This window comes from Acinetobacter sp. BD54 (assembly GCF_044778325.1).
GTDB classification, from domain to species: domain Bacteria; phylum Pseudomonadota; class Gammaproteobacteria; order Pseudomonadales; family Moraxellaceae; genus Acinetobacter; species Acinetobacter baumannii.
On sequence record NZ_JANJEP010000005.1, the window covers coordinates 1 to 21,721 of the forward strand.

15 protein-coding genes and 1 pseudogene are annotated in these 21,721 nt (G+C 39.3%); 7 read left to right on the plus strand and 9 right to left on the minus strand.

Annotated elements, in window-relative coordinates; translation table 11 throughout:
* The 3 genes from NQ782_RS09380 to NQ782_RS09390 all read left to right on the plus strand — a co-directional run.
* Nucleotides 1-6,811, plus strand: a 6,811-nt coding sequence (locus NQ782_RS09380) for a beta strand repeat-containing protein (protein WP_404213502.1), incomplete at its 5' end; no start/stop codon positions are given.
* A gap of 148 nt (nucleotides 6,812-6,959) precedes the next feature.
* The gene (locus NQ782_RS09385) at nucleotides 6,960-8,615 is read left to right on the plus strand and encodes a poly alpha-glucosyltransferase (protein WP_267581190.1); all 1,656 of its coding nucleotides are present in this window, start codon (nucleotides 6,960-6,962) and stop codon (nucleotides 8,613-8,615) included.
* Entirely contained in the window at nucleotides 8,612-10,336 is a 1,725-nt protein-coding gene (locus NQ782_RS09390) for a CapA family protein (protein ID WP_086231135.1), read from the plus strand. Before NQ782_RS09385 ends, NQ782_RS09390 begins: the two co-directional genes overlap by 4 nt.
* Here NQ782_RS09390 and NQ782_RS09395 read toward each other — a convergent pair.
* Nucleotides 10,333-11,049 (minus strand): hypothetical protein, encoded by a 717-nt coding sequence (locus tag NQ782_RS09395; protein ID WP_002059686.1) that lies wholly within the window; start codon nucleotides 11,047-11,049, stop codon nucleotides 10,333-10,335. The genes NQ782_RS09390 and NQ782_RS09395 overlap by 4 nt on opposite strands.
* Nucleotides 11,050-11,130: 81 nt before the next feature.
* On the opposite strand from NQ782_RS09395, the gene NQ782_RS09400 reads away from it, so the two are divergent.
* Nucleotides 11,131-11,460 carry an MGMT family protein gene (locus NQ782_RS09400; protein WP_086231139.1) on the plus strand — a complete coding sequence of 110 codons (330 nt, stop codon included), beginning with the start codon at nucleotides 11,131-11,133 and terminating at the stop codon, nucleotides 11,458-11,460.
* Nucleotides 11,461-11,515: 55 nt separating this feature from the next.
* Here the strand turns inward: NQ782_RS09400 and NQ782_RS09405 are convergent, their stop codons facing one another.
* The 3 genes from NQ782_RS09405 to NQ782_RS09415 form a co-directional block, all read right to left on the minus strand.
* Nucleotides 11,516-11,953, minus strand: coding sequence for a universal stress protein (locus NQ782_RS09405; RefSeq protein WP_000966781.1), 438 nt, complete (start codon nucleotides 11,951-11,953; stop codon nucleotides 11,516-11,518).
* A 121-nt stretch (nucleotides 11,954-12,074) separates the two neighbouring features.
* Nucleotides 12,075-12,707 carry a CatB-related O-acetyltransferase gene (locus NQ782_RS09410; protein WP_032059423.1) on the minus strand — a complete coding sequence of 211 codons (633 nt, stop codon included), beginning with the start codon at nucleotides 12,705-12,707 and terminating at the stop codon, nucleotides 12,075-12,077.
* Between the two features lie 112 nt (nucleotides 12,708-12,819).
* Nucleotides 12,820-13,212: a RidA family protein gene (locus NQ782_RS09415; protein WP_086231136.1), complete on the minus strand. Its 393-nt coding sequence runs from the start codon at nucleotides 13,210-13,212 to the stop codon at nucleotides 12,820-12,822.
* A gap of 140 nt (nucleotides 13,213-13,352) precedes the next feature.
* Between NQ782_RS09415 and NQ782_RS09420 the strand changes: the two are divergent.
* Nucleotides 13,353-13,986: pseudogene (locus NQ782_RS09420) on the plus strand (TetR/AcrR family transcriptional regulator).
* Nucleotides 13,987-14,020: 34 nt separating this feature from the next.
* On the opposite strand, the gene greA reads toward NQ782_RS09420, so the two are convergent.
* The 3 genes from greA to carA all read right to left on the minus strand — a co-directional run bounded on the left by greA (nucleotide 14,021) and on the right by carA (nucleotide 18,969).
* Nucleotides 14,021-14,497: a transcription elongation factor GreA gene (gene greA / locus NQ782_RS09425; RefSeq protein WP_001190203.1), complete on the minus strand. Its 477-nt coding sequence runs from the start codon at nucleotides 14,495-14,497 to the stop codon at nucleotides 14,021-14,023.
* 87 nt (nucleotides 14,498-14,584) lie between these two features.
* The gene (gene carB, locus NQ782_RS09430; RefSeq protein WP_001126293.1) at nucleotides 14,585-17,815 is read right to left on the minus strand and encodes a carbamoyl-phosphate synthase large subunit; all 3,231 of its coding nucleotides are present in this window, start codon (nucleotides 17,813-17,815) and stop codon (nucleotides 14,585-14,587) included.
* Between the two features lie 14 nt (nucleotides 17,816-17,829).
* Nucleotides 17,830-18,969 (minus strand): glutamine-hydrolyzing carbamoyl-phosphate synthase small subunit, encoded by a 1,140-nt coding sequence (carA, locus tag NQ782_RS09435; protein ID WP_000106446.1) that lies wholly within the window; start codon nucleotides 18,967-18,969, stop codon nucleotides 17,830-17,832.
* A gap of 313 nt (nucleotides 18,970-19,282) precedes the next feature.
* Here carA and NQ782_RS09440 point away from each other — a divergent pair, with 313 nt between their 5' ends.
* Nucleotides 19,283-19,870, plus strand: coding sequence for a hypothetical protein (locus tag NQ782_RS09440; RefSeq protein ID WP_001282880.1), 588 nt, complete (start codon nucleotides 19,283-19,285; stop codon nucleotides 19,868-19,870).
* A gap of 59 nt (nucleotides 19,871-19,929) precedes the next feature.
* Here NQ782_RS09440 and NQ782_RS09445 read toward each other — a convergent pair whose 3' ends face one another.
* Both NQ782_RS09445 and yhbY read right to left on the minus strand, forming a co-directional pair.
* On the minus strand, nucleotides 19,930-20,466 hold the full coding sequence (locus tag NQ782_RS09445) for a DOMON-like domain-containing protein (protein ID WP_024433481.1): 537 nt from the start codon (nucleotides 20,464-20,466) through the stop codon (nucleotides 19,930-19,932).
* Between the two features lie 14 nt (nucleotides 20,467-20,480).
* Nucleotides 20,481-20,804 (minus strand): ribosome assembly RNA-binding protein YhbY, encoded by a 324-nt coding sequence (yhbY, locus tag NQ782_RS09450; RefSeq protein ID WP_000729551.1) that lies wholly within the window; start codon nucleotides 20,802-20,804, stop codon nucleotides 20,481-20,483.
* Between the two features lie 199 nt (nucleotides 20,805-21,003).
* Between yhbY and rlmE the strand changes: the two genes are divergently transcribed.
* Nucleotides 21,004-21,654 carry a 23S rRNA (uridine(2552)-2'-O)-methyltransferase RlmE gene (gene rlmE / locus NQ782_RS09455; RefSeq protein ID WP_000235573.1) on the plus strand — a complete coding sequence of 217 codons (651 nt, stop codon included), beginning with the start codon at nucleotides 21,004-21,006 and terminating at the stop codon, nucleotides 21,652-21,654.
* Nucleotides 21,655-21,721: the final 67 nt, after the last annotated feature.

Genomic DNA, 21,721 nt, shown 5'->3' on the forward strand with positions numbered 1-21,721 from the left:
CACAGATGGCAGCTTCAATGCACAAGTGGCATTAGGACCGGATGCAGTTGATGGCACAGTGGTGAATGTTAACGGTACTAACTACACCGTGACAGCAGCTGACCTTGCAAACGGCTATATCACAGCAACTCTGGATGCAACAGCAGCCGATCCTGTGACTGGTCAGATTGTGATTCATGCTGAGGCTGTAGATGCACAAGGTAACGTAGATGTTGCTGACGCAGATGTAACCTTAACCATTGATACAACTCCACAAGACCTGATTACAGCAATTACGGTTCCTGAAGACCTAAATGGCGACGGTATCTTGAATGCTGCAGAACTTGGTACAGACGGTACATTCAATGCACAAGTGGCATTAGGACCGGATGCAATCGATGGCACAGTGGTGAATGTTAACGGTACTAACTACACCGTGACAGCAGCTGACCTGACGAATGGCTACATCACAGCAACTCTGGATGCAACAGCAGCCGATCCTGTGACTGGTCAGATTGTGATTCATGCTGAGGCTGTAGATGCACAAGGTAACGTAGATGTTGCTGATGCAGATGTAACCTTAACCATTGATACAACTCCACAAGACCTGATTACAGCAATTACGGTTCCTGAAGACCTAAATGGCGACGGTATCCTGAATACTGCAGAACTTGGTACAGACGGTACATTCAATGCACAAGTGGCATTAGGACCGGATGCAATCGATGGCACAGTGGTGAATGTTAACGGTACTAACTACACCGTGACAGCAGCTGACCTGACGAATGGCTACATCACAGCAACTCTGGATGCAACAGCAGCCGATCCTGTGACTGGTCAGATTGTGATTCATGCTGAGGCTGTAGATGCACAAGGTAACGTAGATGTTGCTGATGCAGATGTAACCTTAACCATTGATACAACTCCACAAGACCTGATTACAGCAATTACGGTTCCTGAAGACCTAAATGGCGATGGTATCTTGAATGCTGCAGAACTTGGTACAGACGGTACATTCAATGCACAAGTGGCATTAGGACCAGATGCAGTTGATGGCACAGTGGTGAATGTTAACGGTACTAACTACACCGTGACAGCAGCTGACCTGACGAATGGCTACATCACAGCAATTCTTGCTGCAACAGCAGCCGATCCTGTGACTGGTCAGATTGTGATTCATGCTGAGGCTGTAGATGCGCAAGGTAACGTAGATGTTGCTGATGCAGATGTAACAGTAACACTCGATGTCACTCCACCTGATATCACTACAACTGTGTTAGCAATTGACCCTGTTACCGCAGACAATATTCTTGATGCGACAGAAGCTGGTGGAACAGTAACTTTAACTGGTACATTGACCAACGTTCCTGCAGATGCAACAACCACAGGTGTAGTGGTGACTATAAATGGTAATGACTACACAGCAACAGTAGATGCTATAGCGGGTACTTGGACAGTTAATGTTGCGGGCAATGACCTTGCTCTAGATCCAGACTTAACTGTTGATGCTAAAGCGACTTTCACAGATCTCGCTGGAAACAGTAGTACTCTACAAGATACACAAACTTATACTCTTGCAGGTTCTATCACTGCCTTTGACAACACTGACCATGCAGTTCTTAGTCCGAAACCAGCGCTTGTTGGTGATGATGTAAGTCTAGGTAGTACTTCTTATTTAGTACTTACATCTGTAGCAGGCTTAGACCTTCAACTTGGTGGTAATTCTCTAGGATTTACTGTCGCTGCTGGCCATGAAGGTGATGTTACTTTCCAATATAGTGGCTTAATCGACGCAGCTGTACTTTCTGATTACAAGTTAGTAGTTCAGAAGTTCAATACAACAACTAACCAATGGGAATCTATACATGGTGATGCTAATTCATCATTAATTAGCTTGCACTTGTTAGGTATTGGTACAGGAAATGTTCCTGGTGCAGTCCTTGATGGTTTAGATGCGGGTCAATACCGTGCCTTCTTAGCCTACGACGGACTGTTAGGATTGGGCGTGTTAGGCACTCTTTCTGCCACTATGGATGATTATGATTTGTCTGTAGCAGGTGGATATGAAATTGGTAATGCTGAAGGTAACGTGATTACTGATCCAGATCCAACAACAGGTCAAGTCGATCAGGTAACTGCAAATACTTATGTTTCATCAGTGAATGGTCATCCGATTGATGCTGATGGAGAGACATTTGCAGGTACTTACGGAACAATTACTTTCTATCAAGATGGTAGTTATGTGTATGTACCAAATGCAGATGGTTCTGGTGTAGGTCAAACTGATGTATTCACATATACGTTAACTGACTCAGTAACTGGAGCAACAGGTCAAGCTAATCTTAATATCGTGTTTGATTCGATTCGTGCAGCGGATAACCTTGTTGAGGTTGAACTCAATCCACAATATCAATTGGTGGGTACAGAGACTGATTCAGCATTCTATGGCGTTCTATTGAATGTTGGAAATATTGTTGACCTACAACTCCTCACAGTAGATACGGTTGACTTTACTATCGGTGCTGGTCAGGAAGGGGTTGCAACATTTAACTTCAATAGCTTGATTGGTGCATCTGCTTTAGGTGACTACAATGTTGTGTTGCAAAAATACAATGATGTAACAGGACAATGGGAAGCAGTGAATGGTACAGGTGATCGTTCATTACTGAACTTGACCTTGCTTGGTAATACGCCAACTGCGCAAATAGGTGGGCTTACAGAGGGTGAATATAGAGCATTCTTATCATTCAATGGCTTGGTAGGCGGAGCAGTAGCTGTAACATTAAACGGCAGTGTAGATGTCTATAACCCAGCGGTTATTACTGGTTACGATGTCGTAGCAGCTCATGGCAACCTAATCTCTGATCCAAATACGAATGGTGATGTTGATATCGCTACACCTAACAGTATTATCAGTGAAGTCAATGGTGTTGCAGTAAGTGCATCTCCAACTGAGATTATTGGTACTCACGGTACTTTACTCATCTATGCAAATGGTGATTATACCTACACGCCAAATGCTGATAGTGCTGGATTAGGTCAGGTTGATCAATTTACTTATACCTTGTTAGACCCAGCTTCTAATACAACTTCACAAGCTACGTTCTATGTACATCTAGATAGTAAAGTTGTGGATATGAATTGGGATGCAGCTGATCCATCACAACCTGCTACTGTAACGATTACAGCAGTGGATGACGCTGTAAACGCTGCAATTGCTGCTGAGCCTCATCTCATCGAAGATGACAGAGCATTGGGTAGTGCAACTTATCTTGCATTGTTATCGTTGGCTGGCATTAACCTACAAGCTCCTTTACCATTCGTGAATAGTACTGTGGAGTTCAATGTAGGTGCTGGTGAAACTGGAACCGCAACCTTTAAATACAGCAGTTTAATCAATGAAGGGGCGCTCGGTGATTACCAACTTGTAGTACAGAAATTCAATACTGCTACAAATCGTTGGGAATCAATTACCGGTAGCAGTGAAGCTTCTTTACTGAACTTAAGTGTATTGGGTATAGGTGTGAATGCGACACCGGGAGTGGTTGTTGAAGGGCTTGACGAAGGTCAATACCGTGCCTTTATGACATACAACGGCCTCTATGGTAAGAGTATCCTAGGTACATTGTCAGGTACGATGGATGTTTACGATCCAAACCAAATTGACTTTACTGGTTTGGCATCTGAAGGCAATGTCATTACTGGTCTTGGCGTAGGTACAAATGCTGATGCTGTAACTGGATACACAATTGTTGATTCAGTTACTGTAAACGGTGTGACTACGAATGTTGATCCAAATACTGGAACAATTATTCAGGGTCAATACGGTACGCTTCAAATATTCGCGAATGGTGATTACATCTATACGCCGAATAATACGAATGCCAACCTCGGTCTAGTCGATCACTTCACTTATACGTTGGCTGATCCTTTGGGCGGCAATATAAGTGCAAGTCTAGACTTCACTATTGGCAACAGTACGCCAGTGATTGCCGTAGACGACCTTGCTGTAGCTGTTGTTAATCCAGAATATCTGCAAATTGGTAACGATGTTGCGGTAGATAGCTACCTATATGTGGCGTTATTAAGCTTAACTGACAATTTTGACTTCCAGTTGGGTGGACAAGGTGTTGACTTTACTTTGACCGATAGCACCTTAAATGATGTGACCTTCAATTACAGTGCATTAATAGATGCAAGTCTGCTTGCTGATTATGTACTCGTGGTTCAGAAATTTGATACTGCAACCAATCAATGGGTAGCTGTAAATGGCACTGGAGAAGCGGACTTACTCAGTCTGGCAGCCTTTGGTGGAAATTCAGTGACATTGGAAGGCCTAGCTGCTGGTCAATATAGAGCCTATATGACTTATGCTGGTAGTGGTGTTGGAGTTAGCTTATTAGGTACATTGTCAGTTCAGAAAGATGTATTTGATGCGACAAATATCACAGGCTACAGTACTCAAGTTGCAGAAGGTAATGTTATTCATGATGTCGGCTTAAATGGACACGCAGATACTGCTTCTGGTTTTAGCACAGTAACTAGCGTTGAATTTAATGGCACAGCATTTGCGGTTAATGCAACAGGTGTCACAACCATTGTCGGTGACCACGGTACATTGTCAATTTATGCTAATGGTAACTACAGCTATCAACCAAATGGTGAGGCTGCAAGCCTTGGTCAAGTTGATCAATTTACTTACACCTTGTCAGATGGTCTAAATACATCGCAAGCGACCTTGTATCTCCATATTGATAGCGATGCAGTCGACATGACTTGGAATACAAGTGATCCATCACAACCTGCTGTCATCACAGTTACTCCTGTAGACGCGATTGATAACGTTGTTTCTGCTGGTGTAGATATCGTTCCTCAAGGCGAGCTTGGTGTAGCTGTAGGTTCTGCAACTTATCTAGCATTGGTGGGCATTACAGAGGACTTAAATGTTTCCTTGTTAGGAACACCAAGTGTTGCATTTACAATTGATGCTGGACACGAAGCTGATGTGACATTCGCATATGCTCCAGTGCTTTCATTATCATTGTTTAATGACTATAAAGTTGTATTACAGCAAAAAGGTGCTGATGGTGCTTGGCATAATATTGACGGTGGCTCAAGTACTGGCTTACTCAATATTGGTTTACTAGGTAACGGTGGAATTGGTGTTACTGTTCCAGATCTAGGCCAAGGTGAATACCGTGCATTTATGGTGTACACCGGTTTAGGAGTAGGTATCTTAGGTACAATGAGTGTAGTGAAAGATGACTTTGATTACACAGTTGCGCCTACCAATACAGCGGTTGTTGCAGATGGTAATGTATTGACTGATGACGTAACTACGTTAACCACTCAAGTTACCACTGTGACATCTGAAGTAGTGGGTGCTCTACCACAAACTGTCGGAACAGATACAGTTATAAACGGTGCATACGGTACATTGGTGATTTCTACAAATGGTCACTACACCTATACACCAAATACAACTGATCTGAGCGCGATTGGTAAAGTGGATTCATTCACTTATACAATTCGTGATGTATTAACAGGGGCAACAGATACAGCGACATTACATGTTCAGGTTGGTTCACCAGACGTAACGATCGCATGGGATGCTGCTAACCCAGCAAATGATGGCGTAGTACAATTAACTGCTAATCCTGATCATGTGGTTACAACTACAGACTTCTCAAATGCTGCTGATCTACCAGTAGATGTGGCGAGCCCTGTGGTTTCTGTAAATCTCATCGGTTCTAATTCAGTAGTGTCTGATCAGTTTGTAGTAGGAGCTGGAACTGTTGCTAATATTGATCTATCAGCGGTTTATACAGCACAACCTTTAGCAAGTGTACTACCGACAGTAAGTTATGTGATCCAAAGCTGGAATGGTACAGCATGGGTGAATACAATTTACTCAGGTTCTCAAACTGCTCTAGGAAGCGTGGCAACTATTCAAGCGGGTAGTGTTGCATTCCAAGACACTGTTGAGCATTTAGCTGCAGGTACCTACCGCGTACAATATACGCTAACAGGTGTTTCACTTGGTGCGACTTCACTAGATACAAATGTTTCTACAACGACAGTTCATCTAGATACTTATCGTTCAGATTGGATCAGCGGAAATGTGTTGGCAGGAGACAACATTGGTGGAGTAGCGGATACAGGCATCTTGTCTCATGAAGGAGCTAAACTCCAAGTTTGGGATAATGCGCAAAATGCTTATGTTGATGCAGTTGGACAAACAATCAATACCGGTAACGGTGTATTGATTATGCAATCAAATGGTGAATATGAGTACCGTCCAAATGATGTGACTACAACCACACAATTGGCGTCTACTGACAGTATTAACTATAAGATTGTGTCCGTAACTGGTGGAGTTGAATCTCAATCAACCTTAACGATTGATTTAACACATACTGATTACAATCTTCTTTACACAAGTACTTCTGCGAATGACACATTCACAACAGGTACGGGTTCAGATACTGTGATTTATCAATTGTTGAATGGAACTGCTGCTACAGCTAACAATGGTGCAAATACAGGTGGTAACGGTGTAGATACTTGGACTGACTTCCATGTTGGTAATGTTGCTACAGACAAACAAGCTGATCTGATTGATATCAGAGCCTTGTTAGATGGAGATCAAACAGATGCTAATATTGGACAATATCTGAATGTCACTACAAGTGGTGGTAACACTACAATTCAGATTGACCGTGATGGATTATCAGGACTCATCCCAGGTAATAACTTCACTACATTGTTAGTCTTACAAGGTGTTACTACAACAGAGACTGAATTACTTAACAATGGTCAAATTCTCTATTAATAGATAATTGACTCATCAGAAAAAGAGAACCCTAGGGTTCTCTTTTTTTATGTTTAAACAATACGTTAACCTAGCTTTGAAAGAGTTCATGCTATGATGCATTGAGAATTTTATAGAACAACAAATAACGGATAGGGACTTAATTCGAGTGGCGGTATTTTTAGACTTCAAAAGACAGCTCAAGCTTTGGTTAGAACATATCGTTCACCATGTTTCAGACCTTCAAGAAGAAACTATTTTATTTATATCATTTGGCCCTAAAGATCACAGATGTAGCGTATGGCATAGTGAAAAAACAGTGCTTACACAAGCAACTCTACAATTATTTGATTTTATTGATGATCAGTTTTCGCCAGATCAACTTCCAGACTACATAAAAATTGATGTTGCGTACAATTTAGAAAAGCAAAGTTGGAACCAAATAGAGCAGCAGGTTCATCACCAATTTCACAATAATCATTACCGCAGAGGTATTGGATTTGATGATTCCTGTTCGGTAGCTTTTCTGGAGCAAGAAATATATGGAAAAGCCATTATTCGGGGCTTAAGTTATGACAAGCCGAACTTTTTTGATGAAACAAATCTGAACTATGCAATTAAACAAAAATATCGTGCAACAAAGCCGGAAATTAAACTTCAGTCACTACAAGAAGTGTGGACTTTCGATACCTATGCAACTTTTTATGAAAATGGACAATTTATTAATTTAGCAAGTCGCTACGATGCAAATGGTATTAGAGCCATTGCTAGCAATAAAAAACAGCACTTTAGAGACCTCATTGAAAAAAATGCAGCGTTTTTACATAGCCAGATTCAAGAAAATGGCAAATTCATTTATGGATATTTTCCTGCTTATGATCGTGATATACGGAACTATAATACGGTACGTCACTGTACTTCGCTTTACGCGCTTTTAGAGACTTTTGAAGTACAAGATAAACCTGAATATTGGCCTAAAATTGTTGCAGCAATTCAATACGCACTTACTACTTTCTATAAAGAAAAAGACCCAATAACTGCTTTTATGATTGATGGTAAAGAAGGGGAGCTAGAAATTAAATTAGGTGCAAATGCCGCAGCTATTTTAATGTTAACGAAATATCAAGAAATCACAGGAAAAGATGATTATTTAAAATATGCAGAGAAACTTGCTTATGGTATTTTAGAATTAGTAGATCCGGATGGATTAACTACTCATGTATTAAATTATCCAAATTATGATTTAAAAGAAAAGTTCAGAATCATTTATTATGATGGAGAAGCAGCATTAGCTTTATTAAGGTTATATCAAATTAATCAGGATAAAAGATTATTAGACACAGTTAAGTTAATGTTTGAAAATTTTATTCATAAAAGATATGAAAAATATCATGATCACTGGTTAAGTTATTGTACTAATGAGCTTACAAAAATATGTCCTGAAGAAAAATATTTTATTTTTGGTTTAAATAATTATTTAAAACATTTTATTTTTATTCGCAATAGAAAAACAACATATGCCACTTTATTAGAAATGCTAATGGCAGCCTATAAAATGGTAAATCGTTTAAAAGAGCAAGGCCATAATGCACTTTTTGAACAAGCATATATGTCTGAGTTAAAAAAACTCATTACGTTTCGAGCCGAATTTCAAACCACAGGTTTTTTCTATCCGGAAATAGCCATGTATATGGCTCGACCAGATAAAATATTGCATGCTTTTTATGTACGGCATGACCGCTTGAGAGTAAGAATTGATGATCAGGAACACAACCTTTCTGGTTATATTGCCTACGTAAAAGATTTCGAAGGAGGGGAGATATGACTTACCCTCTATTTGAAATTAAGCTGCTAACCGCTCTTGATCATGCTCAATTTGAAGAGGCAATTTGGGCATTTGAAATTGATGGAGACATTTCTACATTATTACTGATTGATTATGCATTAGAACAATTCCACCAAAAAAAAGTTCAAGCTGATGAAATGTATCGGGTTCCTGAACAAAAAATTAAGAAAATTGGTGAAAAAAATTTAGGTCTAGAAAAAAATGAATCATATACATTTACCGAGCTCTTACAATTCTTAATTTTTACTCAGGCAAATGATGTTAAAGATGCCTTAAGCAATATGCTGTTTGGCTCTATTGAGCAAACACAATTAATCTTGTCTAAAAGAGCAGAAGATTACCAGTTAGCTTTAAGAGCACCTAATCAATTAAAAAATCTTTTTTTGTTGGTAAAACACATTTATAGCTATCCAGCCGAGCTGAAAAAAATTTTCTTTATTAGAACACTTTCTTTTAAAAATAAAGTATATCAACCGATTACGCCTTTGCTTGCTCATCCGGTACTCACTTCGGTTTTATATATCTCACATACCTTTAGACAGATTTATATTACTTATTCTGAACATAACAGGAGCATTGGTTTTTTCTCTTTTCTGGATGATATTCACCGTCTGGAGCATTTGGTTCCTTACTACCATTATTTTCAAGAAGGGCATGCCAAGGCAAAAAAATATTCTTCTCAAACAGGCATTATCAATATTCTTGGAGATACCTATTTTGGTGAAATGTATACCGAAAAGCGTAAGTCTAGAGGGCAAACAGATGCCTTACAGCAATATGGGTATCATTATTCATTTGAAAAAATACAGCCCTTTTTAGGTAAAAATGACATCAACATCGCTAACTTTGAAGCAGTATTTTCTTTAGAAAATCAATCGCCGTTAAAAGATAAAAAGCCATTTGTTTTAAAAGCAGATACTAAAAAAACATTAGAAGAATTTAAGAACATTCATCTAAATTATTTGGTCTTAGCAAATAACCATTTGAAAGATTACGGTGAGCAAGGATTAGCCTATACATTACAACAGTTGGATCAGGCGAGTATTTCTTATATTGGCGCTGGACTGAACCAGAAAGATGCTCACAATTACTTTGAAATCACTTTTGAGACTAAGCACTATGCGATTTTTAATGGTTATTGGCATAGAGACACAGCCTATCTGGATTATGACTTTTATGCGTTAGGATCAAGAAGTGGAGTAGCTTGCTTAAATGGCGTTTTACTTGAACAAATAATGCGTTATAAGCAGGCTCATCCAGAACGCAAAATTATTGTTATTTGTCATTGGGGTGTCGACTTTAAGCCTATTACAAAAGACCAAACTAAACTCGCGACTATTCTTACTCAAGCAGGAGCTGATCTGATCGTTGGTCATGGTGCTCATACTATTCAACCAATCCAGATCATCAATCAAAAGCCTGTTGTTTTTAATATAGGCAATGCAGTCTTTAATAGTGACGGTGAATATGAACAGCAAAATGCTTTGCCATTTGGCTGTATAGCTAGACTTGATTTGGCAAAAGATATCATTCGCCTTTACCCCATGTACACCAATAATTTACAAACATTTTGGCAGCCTTATCCTGTAGATGCGGAAGATTTCTCAAAGGCCAATGCTTACATGACATCTTTACTGACCCCTGAGAATTACATGGCATCCCAAGATAAATTAGGGAGATATCTTGAAGTTAAATTTTAAGGATATTGGTTGTAAGTCGATAAAATGGTTTGAAGTTGTGCTGGAGTAAACCCTAAATTTCTTAAGCCACCACTGCCTAATTTACATTCAGCACTTGTCATAATGTTGGTTGGAGTACGTTTTGTAGCCTTCGGGGCACAAACATGTTTTAGACCAAATACATGCCCCATCTCATGCACACTACCAGCCTGAATATTATAATTTAGACGGTTCCAATCTAATAAAATAAAAGGTTTGCCATTATTACGAAAGGCTCTGCTTGTTACATCTTCAAATTTCCATTTTGTTGAGTAGGCATCATAAATAAAAACAATGACTTCTTTACTTGCAGTGCGCTTAGGAAAACATGTATTTACACTGGCAGGAATAGTTTCAGTAGAAATGGGATAAGGCTGGTTAATTTGCTGTTTCAAATCACAATGTAACTTTGAGAACTCTTCATAAGGGATATAACGGTGTAATTTAAATTTGAAAATCTTATTATTTTTATCATCTACATAATATTTATTTAAAATCTTAATTTCCTTACGCATTTGTTGATAATTATCAAATTTTGTAGCCTGAGGAGTATTGGTAGTAAAAACAAAAGTGACGGGAACAATAGGCCGACCATCTGCAGATATGCTTGGACCTCTTTCTGAAAGCAGAGGGGGACGAGTAGTACAAGAAACACACAGTAAAGTTCCACTGATCAACAGCAATATTTTTTTCATGCGATTTTCCCTTGAGCTCATCTTCGAGTAGGTTTAATTTTATTCAAAAATTTTTATATGATATGAATAATGTCAACGTTTATGGATTCCATTTTGACAACTCAGTATGAACTACATCGACAAATTTTAGAAGTCATCGCTTTGATTCCATATGGAAAAGTTGCAACTTATGGCCAAGTTGCTCGTATGGCAGGTTTACCTAAACATGCCAGATTAGTTGGGTATGTGCTTAAACATCTTGAGACAGATCATCAGGTCCCTTGGCACCGTGTTATTAATTCGCAAGGTAAAATTAGCCTAAGTAAGTTTAATGAAAAGGGCGAAAATATTCAGCAGTTAAAGCTTGAAGCAGAGGGAATCTATTTATTAAATGGCAAAGTAAACTTAAAGCAATTTGCTTGGCAGCCTTAAAAGTATTTTAAAAATTGCCTGCCTTGCTACATTAAGCTAGACAGGCTTTTTAGTTTTAACGAACTATTAAAACCGGGATATGACTTTCACCTAAAACCTTTTGCGCAACACTTCCTAATACAAGTTTTCGTACACCTGTGCGGCCATGAGAACCCATCACAATCAGATCAGCATTAAGCTCTTGTGCAGCTTGAATAATTTCTTCGTGAACAACAAAACCTTCAAGTAATTTGGTTTCTACACTAAGACCTTCTTGCAAAAATTGTTGCTTGGCTTGCTCTAAAATATCTAGCAAATATGTTCTAGTACGCTCAATCAATTCATTGGTTTGCCCCGTCTTAACGTAAAGGTCAGCAATAATCGGGTCAAGTGCCATAACTTGTACAACCGTAATTTTACTGTTTAATGCTTTCCCAATTTTGATTGCTTCTTTCATAGCAACCATAGAAGTTTCAGAACCGTCAATTGGTACAAGAATATGTTGATATAACATGAGTTTATTCCTTATTGTAATGATGGTTATTTATTCAATACTTTATACTTCTTTTCTTACGATTGAAATTCGAGCACGTAATCATTTGTGTTTTTAAGCAAGAAATTCTTGCAAATATATTTTATTCGCTCTGTAATTTTTTAAGATGTGCTGTTAATGCATCTATATCATCCGTTTGTAAATATTCCCGCATTTTTAAAACTTGTTTTTCATCTAAATCATAAATTTTTAAAGCAAGTAGTTTTTCTATTTGCTCTTGAGGAAAACGGTATTTAATAATTTTTGCAGGTACGCCACCAACAATTGCATAGGGGGGGACATCTTTAGTGACCACAGCTCCAGTTGCAACAACAGCACCTTCACCGATTTTTACACCTTGCATAATCATTGCACGGCTTCCAATCCAGCAGCCATCTGCAATTATAGTGTCACCAGCGGCTAAAAAACTTCGGGTGTCAAAGGGAAATGTCGATATCCAGTCTGGCCGATGAAGTTGGTTACCACCCATCATAATCATGCATTCAGCGCCAAAACAAACAAAATTACCAATATAGAGCTGATCAATTGGCTTGTCTGGAGTAGAAGGCTTGTCATGTAGATACCGCACTACACAACGTTCAAAACCTTGATCCCAATATGCCGAGTAGTAAGAGTAATTCCCTTTAATATGGATATTTGGATTTTTCACAGTTTTGGAAATAAACTCAAATTCACACCAGTGACGAACAGGGGAGCCAATTAACTTTTCAGCCATAAGGGAAATATAAAAAAAGGGAATATGCCATTATACCGAATTGCGATTCAAGCTGAACCCATAATCTCAGCCCAGCCAGTGAATCAAATATTAAAGGGGATGCTAATTTGAACTAATTATTATGAGGAATACGTGCAATGACTTTAATCTCAAAATCAAAACCCGCTAGCCAAGTTACACCAACAGCGGTCCAGTTTGGATAAGGCTTTTTTGTAAAGATCTGATTTTTAACTTTCATAATACTTTCAAACTGCCGTTCAGGATCAGTATGAAAGGTGGTGACATCAATAATATCATCGAAAGTACAACCAGCTGCTTTCAGTGTCCCTGCTAAGTTCTTAAAAGCTTGGATTACCTGTTTTTCAAAATCAGGTACAGGCGAGCCATCCTCAAGACTACCAACCTGACCTGAAACAAAGAGTAAATCTTTCGATTGAATTGCGGCTGAATAACCATGCTGTTCATATAATGCATGACGGTCTTGAGGAAATATTGCAGTTCTCATCAGGTTTGTTCTCCTTCAGTATTTAAATATCAAATCAATAAATGTTGCTTAGATTTCACATACGCCTCGTATGTAAACATAATTGACATACGAGGCGTATGTCAATTAAAATTTTTTGTGATGATTCCTTGGTGAAATACATGTCTGTTCGTGAACAAAAGATGGCGGAAACCCGCAAGAAACTGATTGAAGTAGCACGTCGTGCATTTGCTGAATATGGCTATGCAGATACTTCAATGGATAAGCTCACGGCAGAAGCAGGGTTGACCCGTGGGGCGCTATACCATCATTTTGGCGATAAGCGTGGTTTATTTGCTGCAGTGGTCGATCAAATTGATTCACAAATGGCAGAATATGCCCAGCAGCATCGAGAGCAGCCTGATGATCTTTGGGAAGGGTTACTACTTGAAGGGCAGACCTATATACAAAATGCTTTGAATCCTGAGTTTCAGCGTATTGTGTTACGTGATGGACCTGCAGTGCTGGGCGATCCAGCGCATTGGCCAAGTCAAAATAGATGTCTGCAGTCTACACGTGAGTGCGTTGAACAGCTATTGGCAGCAGAACGAATTAAAATTGTAGATCCTGAAGCGGCAGCAGTGCTTTTAAATGGCGCTGCCATGAACGCAGCATTATGGGTGGCCTCTAGTGAATATCCTGAACAAGTACTTCCTGAAGCATTAAATGCTTTTCAAATCTTTGCATCAGGTTTTTTAAAAGATGCATAGTGAATTTTTTAATATTAGTCTGAAATATAAAAAACCCCTCAATTGAGGGGTTTTATAACTTAAGTATATCTATATAAAAATTAAATATATTCTACACTTACAACTTCGTATTCCACTTCGCCTTGAGGAGTGGTAATTTTTACTTCATCACCTTCATTTTTACCCAAAAGGCCACGTGCAATTGGCGAATTTACTGAAATTTTATTGATTTTAAAATCAGCTTCATCATCACCAACAATCTTATAAGTCTTGCGTTCTTCAGTATCAAGGTTTTCAATCGTTACCGTAACACCGAATACAACACGACCGTTTTGTTCTAAGTCTTTAACATCGATGACTTGTGCAGCACCCAATTTTCCTTCGATATCTTGGATACGGCCTTCACAGAAACCTTGCTGTTCACGAGCAGCATGATATTCTGCATTTTCTTTTAAGTCCCCATGTTCACGTGCTTCAGCAATCGCTTGAGTAATACGTGGACGTTCAACAGTTTTCAGATGTTGTAATTCTTTCTCTAAGGCGATTTTACCTTCAGGGGTCATTGGATAACGTTGCATTTCGGTCCCTCTTAAGTTGAGAAAACACAGTTAAAAAAATGAAAAAATCCCGCCACCGATAAGGTGGCGGGACTTATCGGAAAAAAATTAACCTACAGTTAAATCTTGCAAGCGGTATACATCCATTGGCAATTTCACAGCAAAGGCTTGGCAAACCGCTTCTGCACCATTGATAGTCGTTGTGTAATACACTTTGCCTTGTAGGGCAGCACGACGAATCATTGCAGAGTCATATTGAGCTTGTTTGCCTTCAGTAGTATTGACAATAAGGTGTATTTCACCATTTTTCAAGCGGTCAACAATATGTGGACGGCCTTCAGTTACTTTATTTACAGATTCACATTCTAAACCTGCTTCTTTAAGTACCTGATATGTTCCACCTGTTGCAACAAGTTTGAAGCCATATTCAACTAATTTCTTAGCAATATCAGCGATGTATTTCTTGTCTGACTCACGAACAGATAAGAACGCATGCTTTACTTCACCTTCAGTTGGCAAGCCTGGTAAGCGGTCATTTGAGCCTAAAACAGCCTTATAGAATGCTTCACCAAAGGTTTGACCAACACCCATTACTTCACCTGTAGATTTCATCTCAGGACCAAGCATTGGGTCTACGCCAGGGAATTTTGCAAATGGGAATACTGCTTCTTTTACTGCGAAACGATTTGGAATAATTTCTTTAGTAAAACCTTGAGACTCAAGTGATTGACCCGCCATACAACGAGCAGCTACTTTAGCTAAAGATTCACCAATACATTTCGATACGAATGGAACAGTACGTGATGCACGTGGGTTTACTTCAAGAACGTAAATATCGTTGCCTTTCACTGCGAACTGAACGTTCATTAAACCAACTACACCAAGTTCTTTTGCCATCGCAATTGTTTGACGACGCATCTCATCCTGAATCTCTTTAGAAAGAGAGTAAGGAGGGATAGAACATGCAGAGTCACCTGAGTGAATACCTGCTTGTTCGATGTGTTGCATAATACCGCCAATCACGACATCTTTACCGTCAGATACGCAGTCAACATCAACTTCAGTTGCATCATCAAGGAAGTGGTCAAGAAGAACAGGTGCTTCATTAGAAGCCTGTACTGCTTCACGAAGATAACGTTTAAGTTCATCTTCGTTATAGACGATTTCCATTGCACGGCCACCTAATACATAAGATGGGCGAACAACTAATGGATAGCCAACTTTCGCAGCTTCAGAGATACCTTCTTCAGCAGATTTTACGATGCTGTTGTTTGGTTGACGAAGCTGTAAACGTTGAATCATTTGTTGGAAACGTTCACGGTCTTCTGCACGGTCAATTGCATCTGGAGATGTACCGATAATTGGAGTACCAGCTTCTTCTAAAGCACGTGCCAATTTAAGTGGAGTCTGACCACCGTATTGTACGATTACGCCTTTAGGCTTCTCTGTACGTACGATTTCAAGTACATCTTCAAGTGTTACAGGTTCGAAGTATAGACGATCAGATGTGTCATAGTCGGTAGAAACAGTTTCAGGGTTACAGTTCACCATGATTGTTTCATAACCGTCTTCACGCATTGCTAAAGCAGCGTGTACACAGCAGTAGTCAAATTCGATACCTTGACCAATACGGTTTGGACCACCACCAATAACCATGATCTTGTCACGATTTGATGGGTTAGCTTCACACTCTTCATCGTAAGTCGAGTACATATATGCTGTACCAGATTCAAACTCGGCAGCACATGTATCAACACGTTTGTAAACAGGGTAAACACCCAAGTTCCAACGCTGCTTACGGAATTGCTTTTGAGAAATACCCATGAGGTTCGCAATACGAAGGTCAGATAAACCTTTACGTTTGAACGAACGGATATTTTCAGCAGTGAGATCACCAAAACCTAAAGTTTTTACTTGAGCTTCTGTGTTGACGATATCTTGAATTTGGATCAAGAACCAACGGTCAATTTTAGTTGCTTCAAATACATCATCTAAAGAGAAACCGTGACGGAATGCATCTGCTACGTACCAAATACGTTCAGGTCCCGGAACTTTAAGCTCTTTTAGAATAGTTTCTTTTACATTTGTTGCACCAGCTTCGATTTTCTCATCGAAACCGCTTACGCCAACTTCAAGACCACGTAATGCTTTTTGTACAGATTCCTGGAAGTTACGACCAATAGCCATGACTTCACCAACAGATTTCATCTGAGTGGTTAATACAGGTTCTGCTTGTGGGAATTTCTCGAAGTTAAAACGAGGAATCTTTGTTACAACGTAGTCAATTGATGGTTCAAAGCTTGCAGGAGTTACGCCACCAGTGATGTCATTTTTCAATTCATCAAGGGTGTAACCAACAGCAAGTTTGGCTGCGATTTTTGCAATTGGGAAACCAGTTGCTTTAGACGCAAGCGCAGAAGAACGAGATACACGTGGGTTCATCTCGATCACAACCATACGGCCGTCTTTCGGGTTAATACCGAACTGAACGTTAGAACCACCTGTCTCAACACCAATTTCACGAAGAACTGCAACTGAAGCATTACGCATCAATTGATATTCTTTGTCAGTTAAGGTTTGAGCCGGTGCTACAGTGATTGAGTCACCTGTGTGAACGCCCATTGGGTCGAAGTTTTCGATCGCACATACGATAATACAGTTGTCGTTTTTGTCACGAACAACTTCCATTTCGTATTCTTTCCAGCCAATTAAAGATTCGTCGATCAATAATTGGTGAGTAGGAGAGAGGTCGAAACCACGTTCACAAATCTCAAGGAATTCTTCGCGGTTATATGCAATACCACCGCCTGAACCGCCCATAGTGAATGACGGACGGATAATTACTGGGAAACCAAAGCGAGATTGAATTTCCAATGCTTCTTCCATTGTTTCAGCAATGGCAGCTTTTGGACATTCCAAGCCGATTTTGCGCATTGCTTCATCAAACAATTTACGGTCTTCAGCTTTTTCAATTGCTTCTTTCGTTGCACCAATAAGTTCTACGCCGTATTTTTCTAATACACCATTTTCATCAAGTGCAAGTGCGCAGTTAAGTGCAGTTTGTCCACCCATAGTAGGGAGTACTGCATCTGGGCGCTCTTTTTCAATGATTTGAGCAACAGTTTGCCAAGTAATTGGCTCAATATAAGTTGCATCAGCCATTGAAGGGTCAGTCATAATGGTTGCTGGGTTAGAGTTAACCAAAATAACACGATAGCCTTCTTCACGAAGTGCTTTACATGCTTGAGCACCAGAATAGTCAAACTCACAAGCTTGACCAATGACAATTGGACCAGCACCAATAATTAAGATGCTTTTAATATCCGTACGTTTAGGCATTATTCGCTCCTTAATTACTGTTTAGATGCTTCAATAAGTTCGATGAAATGATCGAACAAAGGTGCACAATCATGTGGACCTGGGCTTGCTTCAGGGTGACCTTGGAAGCTGAAAGCTGGTTTGTCTGTACGATGAATCCCTTGTAGAGTGCCATCGAATAATGATTTATGCGTTGCTTTTAAGTTAGCCGGTAATGTTTCTGCATCTACAGCAAAACCATGGTTTTGAGATGTAATCATCACTGTACCATCTTCAAGATTTTGTACAGGGTGGTTCGCACCGTGGTGACCATGATTCATTTTTACAGTTTTTGCACCAGAAGCGAGTGCCAAGATTTGGTGTCCTAAACAGATACCAAATACAGGTAATGTTGTGGTTTCAACAATAGTTTTTACAGCTTCGATAGCGTAATCACAAGCAGCTGGGTCGCCAGGGCCGTTTGAAAGGAATACGCCATCCGGATTAAGTGCTAATACTTTTTCAGCCGGAGTTTCAGCAGGGACAACAGTGAGTTTACAACCGCGGTCTGCAAGCATACGCAAGATGTTGGTTTTGACACCATAATCGTATGCAACCACATGGTATTTTAACTCAGGTTGAGTAAAGCCTTTACCTAATACCCACGAACCTTCAGACCATTCAAAGCCTGTCGGGTCACAGCACTCTTTTGCAAGGTCTAAACCATTTAAACCACCAAAAGCGCGAGCTTTAGCAATAGCTTCTTCTTCAGTAATATTTTCGCCGGCAAGGATGCAACCATTTTGTGCACCTTTATCACGTAAAATACGAGTAAGTTTACGTGTGTCAATATCAGCAATTGCGACAACATTGTGCGCTTGCAAATATTCACTTAATGATTGCTCAGAACGGAAGTTGCTGTGTAATAGTGGAAGGTCACGAATAATTAAACCATTCGCCCATACTTTATGGATACGACCAGATTCAACGTCTTCTTCGTTGCAACCAGTGTTACCAATATGAGGGTAAGTTAATGTCACAATTTGTTGTGCATAACTTGGGTCAGTCAAAATTTCTTGATAGCCTGTCATGGCTGTGTTAAAAACGACTTCTCCAGTCGTACTTCCCGTTGCGCCGATTGACGTTCCTTTAAAGATCGTTCCATCTGCGAGGGCTAAAATGGCGGGGGTGCTCAAACCAAAGCTCCTGAATTTCGGCTGTAAAAAAGCGAGTAGACCTAAAAAAGATAGGCGATGTTCTAAAAAAACATGCCCCTCCTCACTGGTCTGCTCGCTTGTAACTTAACAGCGCATTATACGCATGGAACCTTAAAAAGTCTATTTATTTTCTATTAAAAAATTTAATTCATTGCTTGCTTTTAGCAAAAAAATTCATCCACTTGTCTGAAATTGATACTTTTAGCAAATTGTCTGACAATCTGGCTGCTGAAATTGTCTAATTCCTCTTATTGTAGTGTTAGCTAAAAAATAAACAATACGAGGAAATAGCATGAGCGATAACCAAGTTTCAAAAGACATAGCTGAGAATACTTCATCAGTAGCAGAGACTGTAAAAACAGAAGTAGCTGAAGCTAAAGAGGCCGTAGCCAAAACGACGACTCGAGCTAAAAAAGCGGTTAGCACTAAAGCTACACAGGTAAAAGAAGTTGTAGCTGAAAAAACAGAACAGGTCAAAGAAGTGGCTCACGAAGCGACTTCGCAAGTTAAAGAAGCTATTGCAGAAACACAAGAGCAAGTAAAAGCTGTAATTAATGAGACCGAAGAAAAGATTGAAGCTGAAACACAAGAATTGAATCAGAACATTCACAATCAATTTGCTCAGATTAAACAAGATATTTTACAGCGTCTTGATGTGATTAAAGCTCAGTTCAATACTTCACAAGAAGGATTGAATGAATTAAAAAATACTTTAAAAGCTGAAATCAATGCATTAATTGAAGATCTAACCAAAGTGACTAAGGAACTTAAAGGTGACATTAGCCAAATTTCTTTAAAACACAAAGACTCTTTAACTGAAAGCTTAAAACGCACTAAAAATAATGCGGTTGAAGCTTGGAACAAAGCAAGAGACCACTAAAGATTTAGCATTAAAAGTTAATAAAAAAAGCGAGAATTAATTTCTCGCTTTTTTGTTTTTTAAAACTCATGCAGCCAATCACGTTTATTGTGAAAATCAGCATGTTTTCCACTATGCTGCATTGCATAGTACTGCATACCATCTTTTGTTTTTAAAACAGCAGTCAAACCTAGATAAAGGTTTGCCCATTTTAAGCGGTGCTGTTGCATAAACTGGCTTAAGTCAAGACTTACATTTAACCCATAGTGGGTACGTTTGAGATGATTCAATTCGATATCGTAAGCAACGAGGGGAGGCATGCTTTCCGGATAGCGATATTCTTCAAACTGGTAAGTCTGCCATGCTTGAGAAGGGGAAAGATTAATTTCCCGGTAGAAATCTTCATCATGCACGCCAATGAAAATTTCAAAACAAGTTTCTTCCCACAAAAAGTCCTGGCGAGGATGAGCTGCGACTTCTTGGGGCCAGATAATTATTTGGTTTGGATCACGAATCCAAAAACCCACATTTAATGTATATGGGGCTTGCTGTTCAATTGCGCCAACAACAGAAACAGCATGAAAACGATCAAAAGCTGAAAGTTCGTAACTTGCCATAAGTAGTCAATAAGTTAGTTTGCTAAGTGTGCGTGACGAACAAGGTTAGATAAATGTTGATTTTGCTTAGCTGCTTTTTTATAGAGTAAAACAATTTTACCAATTTTCTGGACAGCTTCAGCACCAGTTGCTTCTACAATCGCATCAATTACTGCGGCACGAGCTTCACGGTCTTCACCAGCAATTTTTACCTTGATGAGTTCATGATCGTTTAAAGCACGGAGCGTTTCTTCAATAACAGCGTCTGTTAAGCCTTGTCCACCAATCATGACAACCGGATTAAGCACATGACCAATTTGACGTAAACGTTTACGTTCATGAATAGATAAAGCGGCCATTAAAAATACCTGATTTTAAAAACGACTTAGTATAGCAAAAAACTTAAAATCAAATGTACGAAAAACTGTATAAATAATCGATCAACATTATTGGAAAAAAACTGTAAAAGTTATTGAGATTACGTTACATCCGTACTGTAATGAGAGTAATTTTCACGTACAATGAGCAATCAGAAGTTTTTTTGATATTTAGTGAGTTATGGCAACACGCATCACCAACCAAAAATTGTCTAAAAGTAGTCGTGCGTGGATGAGGGAACATCTAGACGATCCTTTTGTAAAAAAAGCACAAAAGGAAGGATATCGTGCACGAGCAGCGTATAAACTTCTTGAAATTCAAGAAAAATATAAGTTGATCAAGCCAGGCATGACAGTGGTGGACTTGGGAGCAGCTCCTGGGAGTTGGTCACAAATCGCTGGGAAACTCGTTGGTAGTAAAGGATTGGTTATTGCTTCCGATATTTTACCTATGGATGCTTTGCCAGATGTCACTTTCTTACAAGGCGACTTCAGAGAAGAAGCTGTATTTGAAAAATTGTTAAATATTTTAAACGGAAGACAAGTAGACATTGTAATTTCTGATATGGCCCCCAATACATCAGGTAATAGGGCTGTTGATCAACCTCGACAGATTTACTTGTGTGAACTTGCTTTAGACTTTGCTCAGAAAGTCTTGGGTCCAAATGGACAGTTTGTTGTTAAAGTGTTCCAAGGCGCAGGATTTGATGAGTTTCGTAAACAAGTCGTTGATAGTTTTGATGTGTTAAAAACAGCAAAACCAGCAGCTTCTCGGGCACGATCTAAAGAAGTTTTTTTGGTTGGACAAGGGCGTAAGAAAGCATTGCAATAAAGTTTACTTGCCAAGCTCCTAAAAATTGTGCATTTTGTATCTTTTAGGTTATCCGCAAGCAAGACAA

Bases quoted from the DNA above. Each gene is read 5' to 3' on its own strand.
- NQ782_RS09390 (WP_086231135.1), top strand. From the start codon at position 8,612: ATGACTTACCCTCTATTTGAAATTAAGCTGCTAACCGCTCTTGATCAT.
- NQ782_RS09395 (WP_002059686.1), bottom strand. From the start codon at position 11,049: ATGAAAAAAATATTGCTGTTGATCAGTGGAACTTTACTGTGTGTTTCT.
- NQ782_RS09400 (WP_086231139.1), top strand. From the start codon at position 11,131: ATGGATTCCATTTTGACAACTCAGTATGAACTACATCGACAAATTTTA.
- NQ782_RS09405 (WP_000966781.1), bottom strand. From the start codon at position 11,953: ATGTTATATCAACATATTCTTGTACCAATTGACGGTTCTGAAACTTCT.
- NQ782_RS09410 (WP_032059423.1), bottom strand. From the start codon at position 12,707: ATGGCTGAAAAGTTAATTGGCTCCCCTGTTCGTCACTGGTGTGAATTT.
- NQ782_RS09415 (WP_086231136.1), bottom strand. From the start codon at position 13,212: ATGAGAACTGCAATATTTCCTCAAGACCGTCATGCATTATATGAACAG.
- greA (WP_001190203.1), bottom strand. From the start codon at position 14,497: ATGCAACGTTATCCAATGACCCCTGAAGGTAAAATCGCCTTAGAGAAA.
- carB (WP_001126293.1), bottom strand. From the start codon at position 17,815: ATGCCTAAACGTACGGATATTAAAAGCATCTTAATTATTGGTGCTGGT.
- NQ782_RS09440 (WP_001282880.1), top strand. From the start codon at position 19,283: ATGAGCGATAACCAAGTTTCAAAAGACATAGCTGAGAATACTTCATCA.
- NQ782_RS09445 (WP_024433481.1), bottom strand. From the start codon at position 20,466: ATGGCAAGTTACGAACTTTCAGCTTTTGATCGTTTTCATGCTGTTTCT.
- yhbY (WP_000729551.1), bottom strand. From the start codon at position 20,804: ATGGCCGCTTTATCTATTCATGAACGTAAACGTTTACGTCAAATTGGT.
- rlmE (WP_000235573.1), top strand. From the start codon at position 21,004: ATGGCAACACGCATCACCAACCAAAAATTGTCTAAAAGTAGTCGTGCG.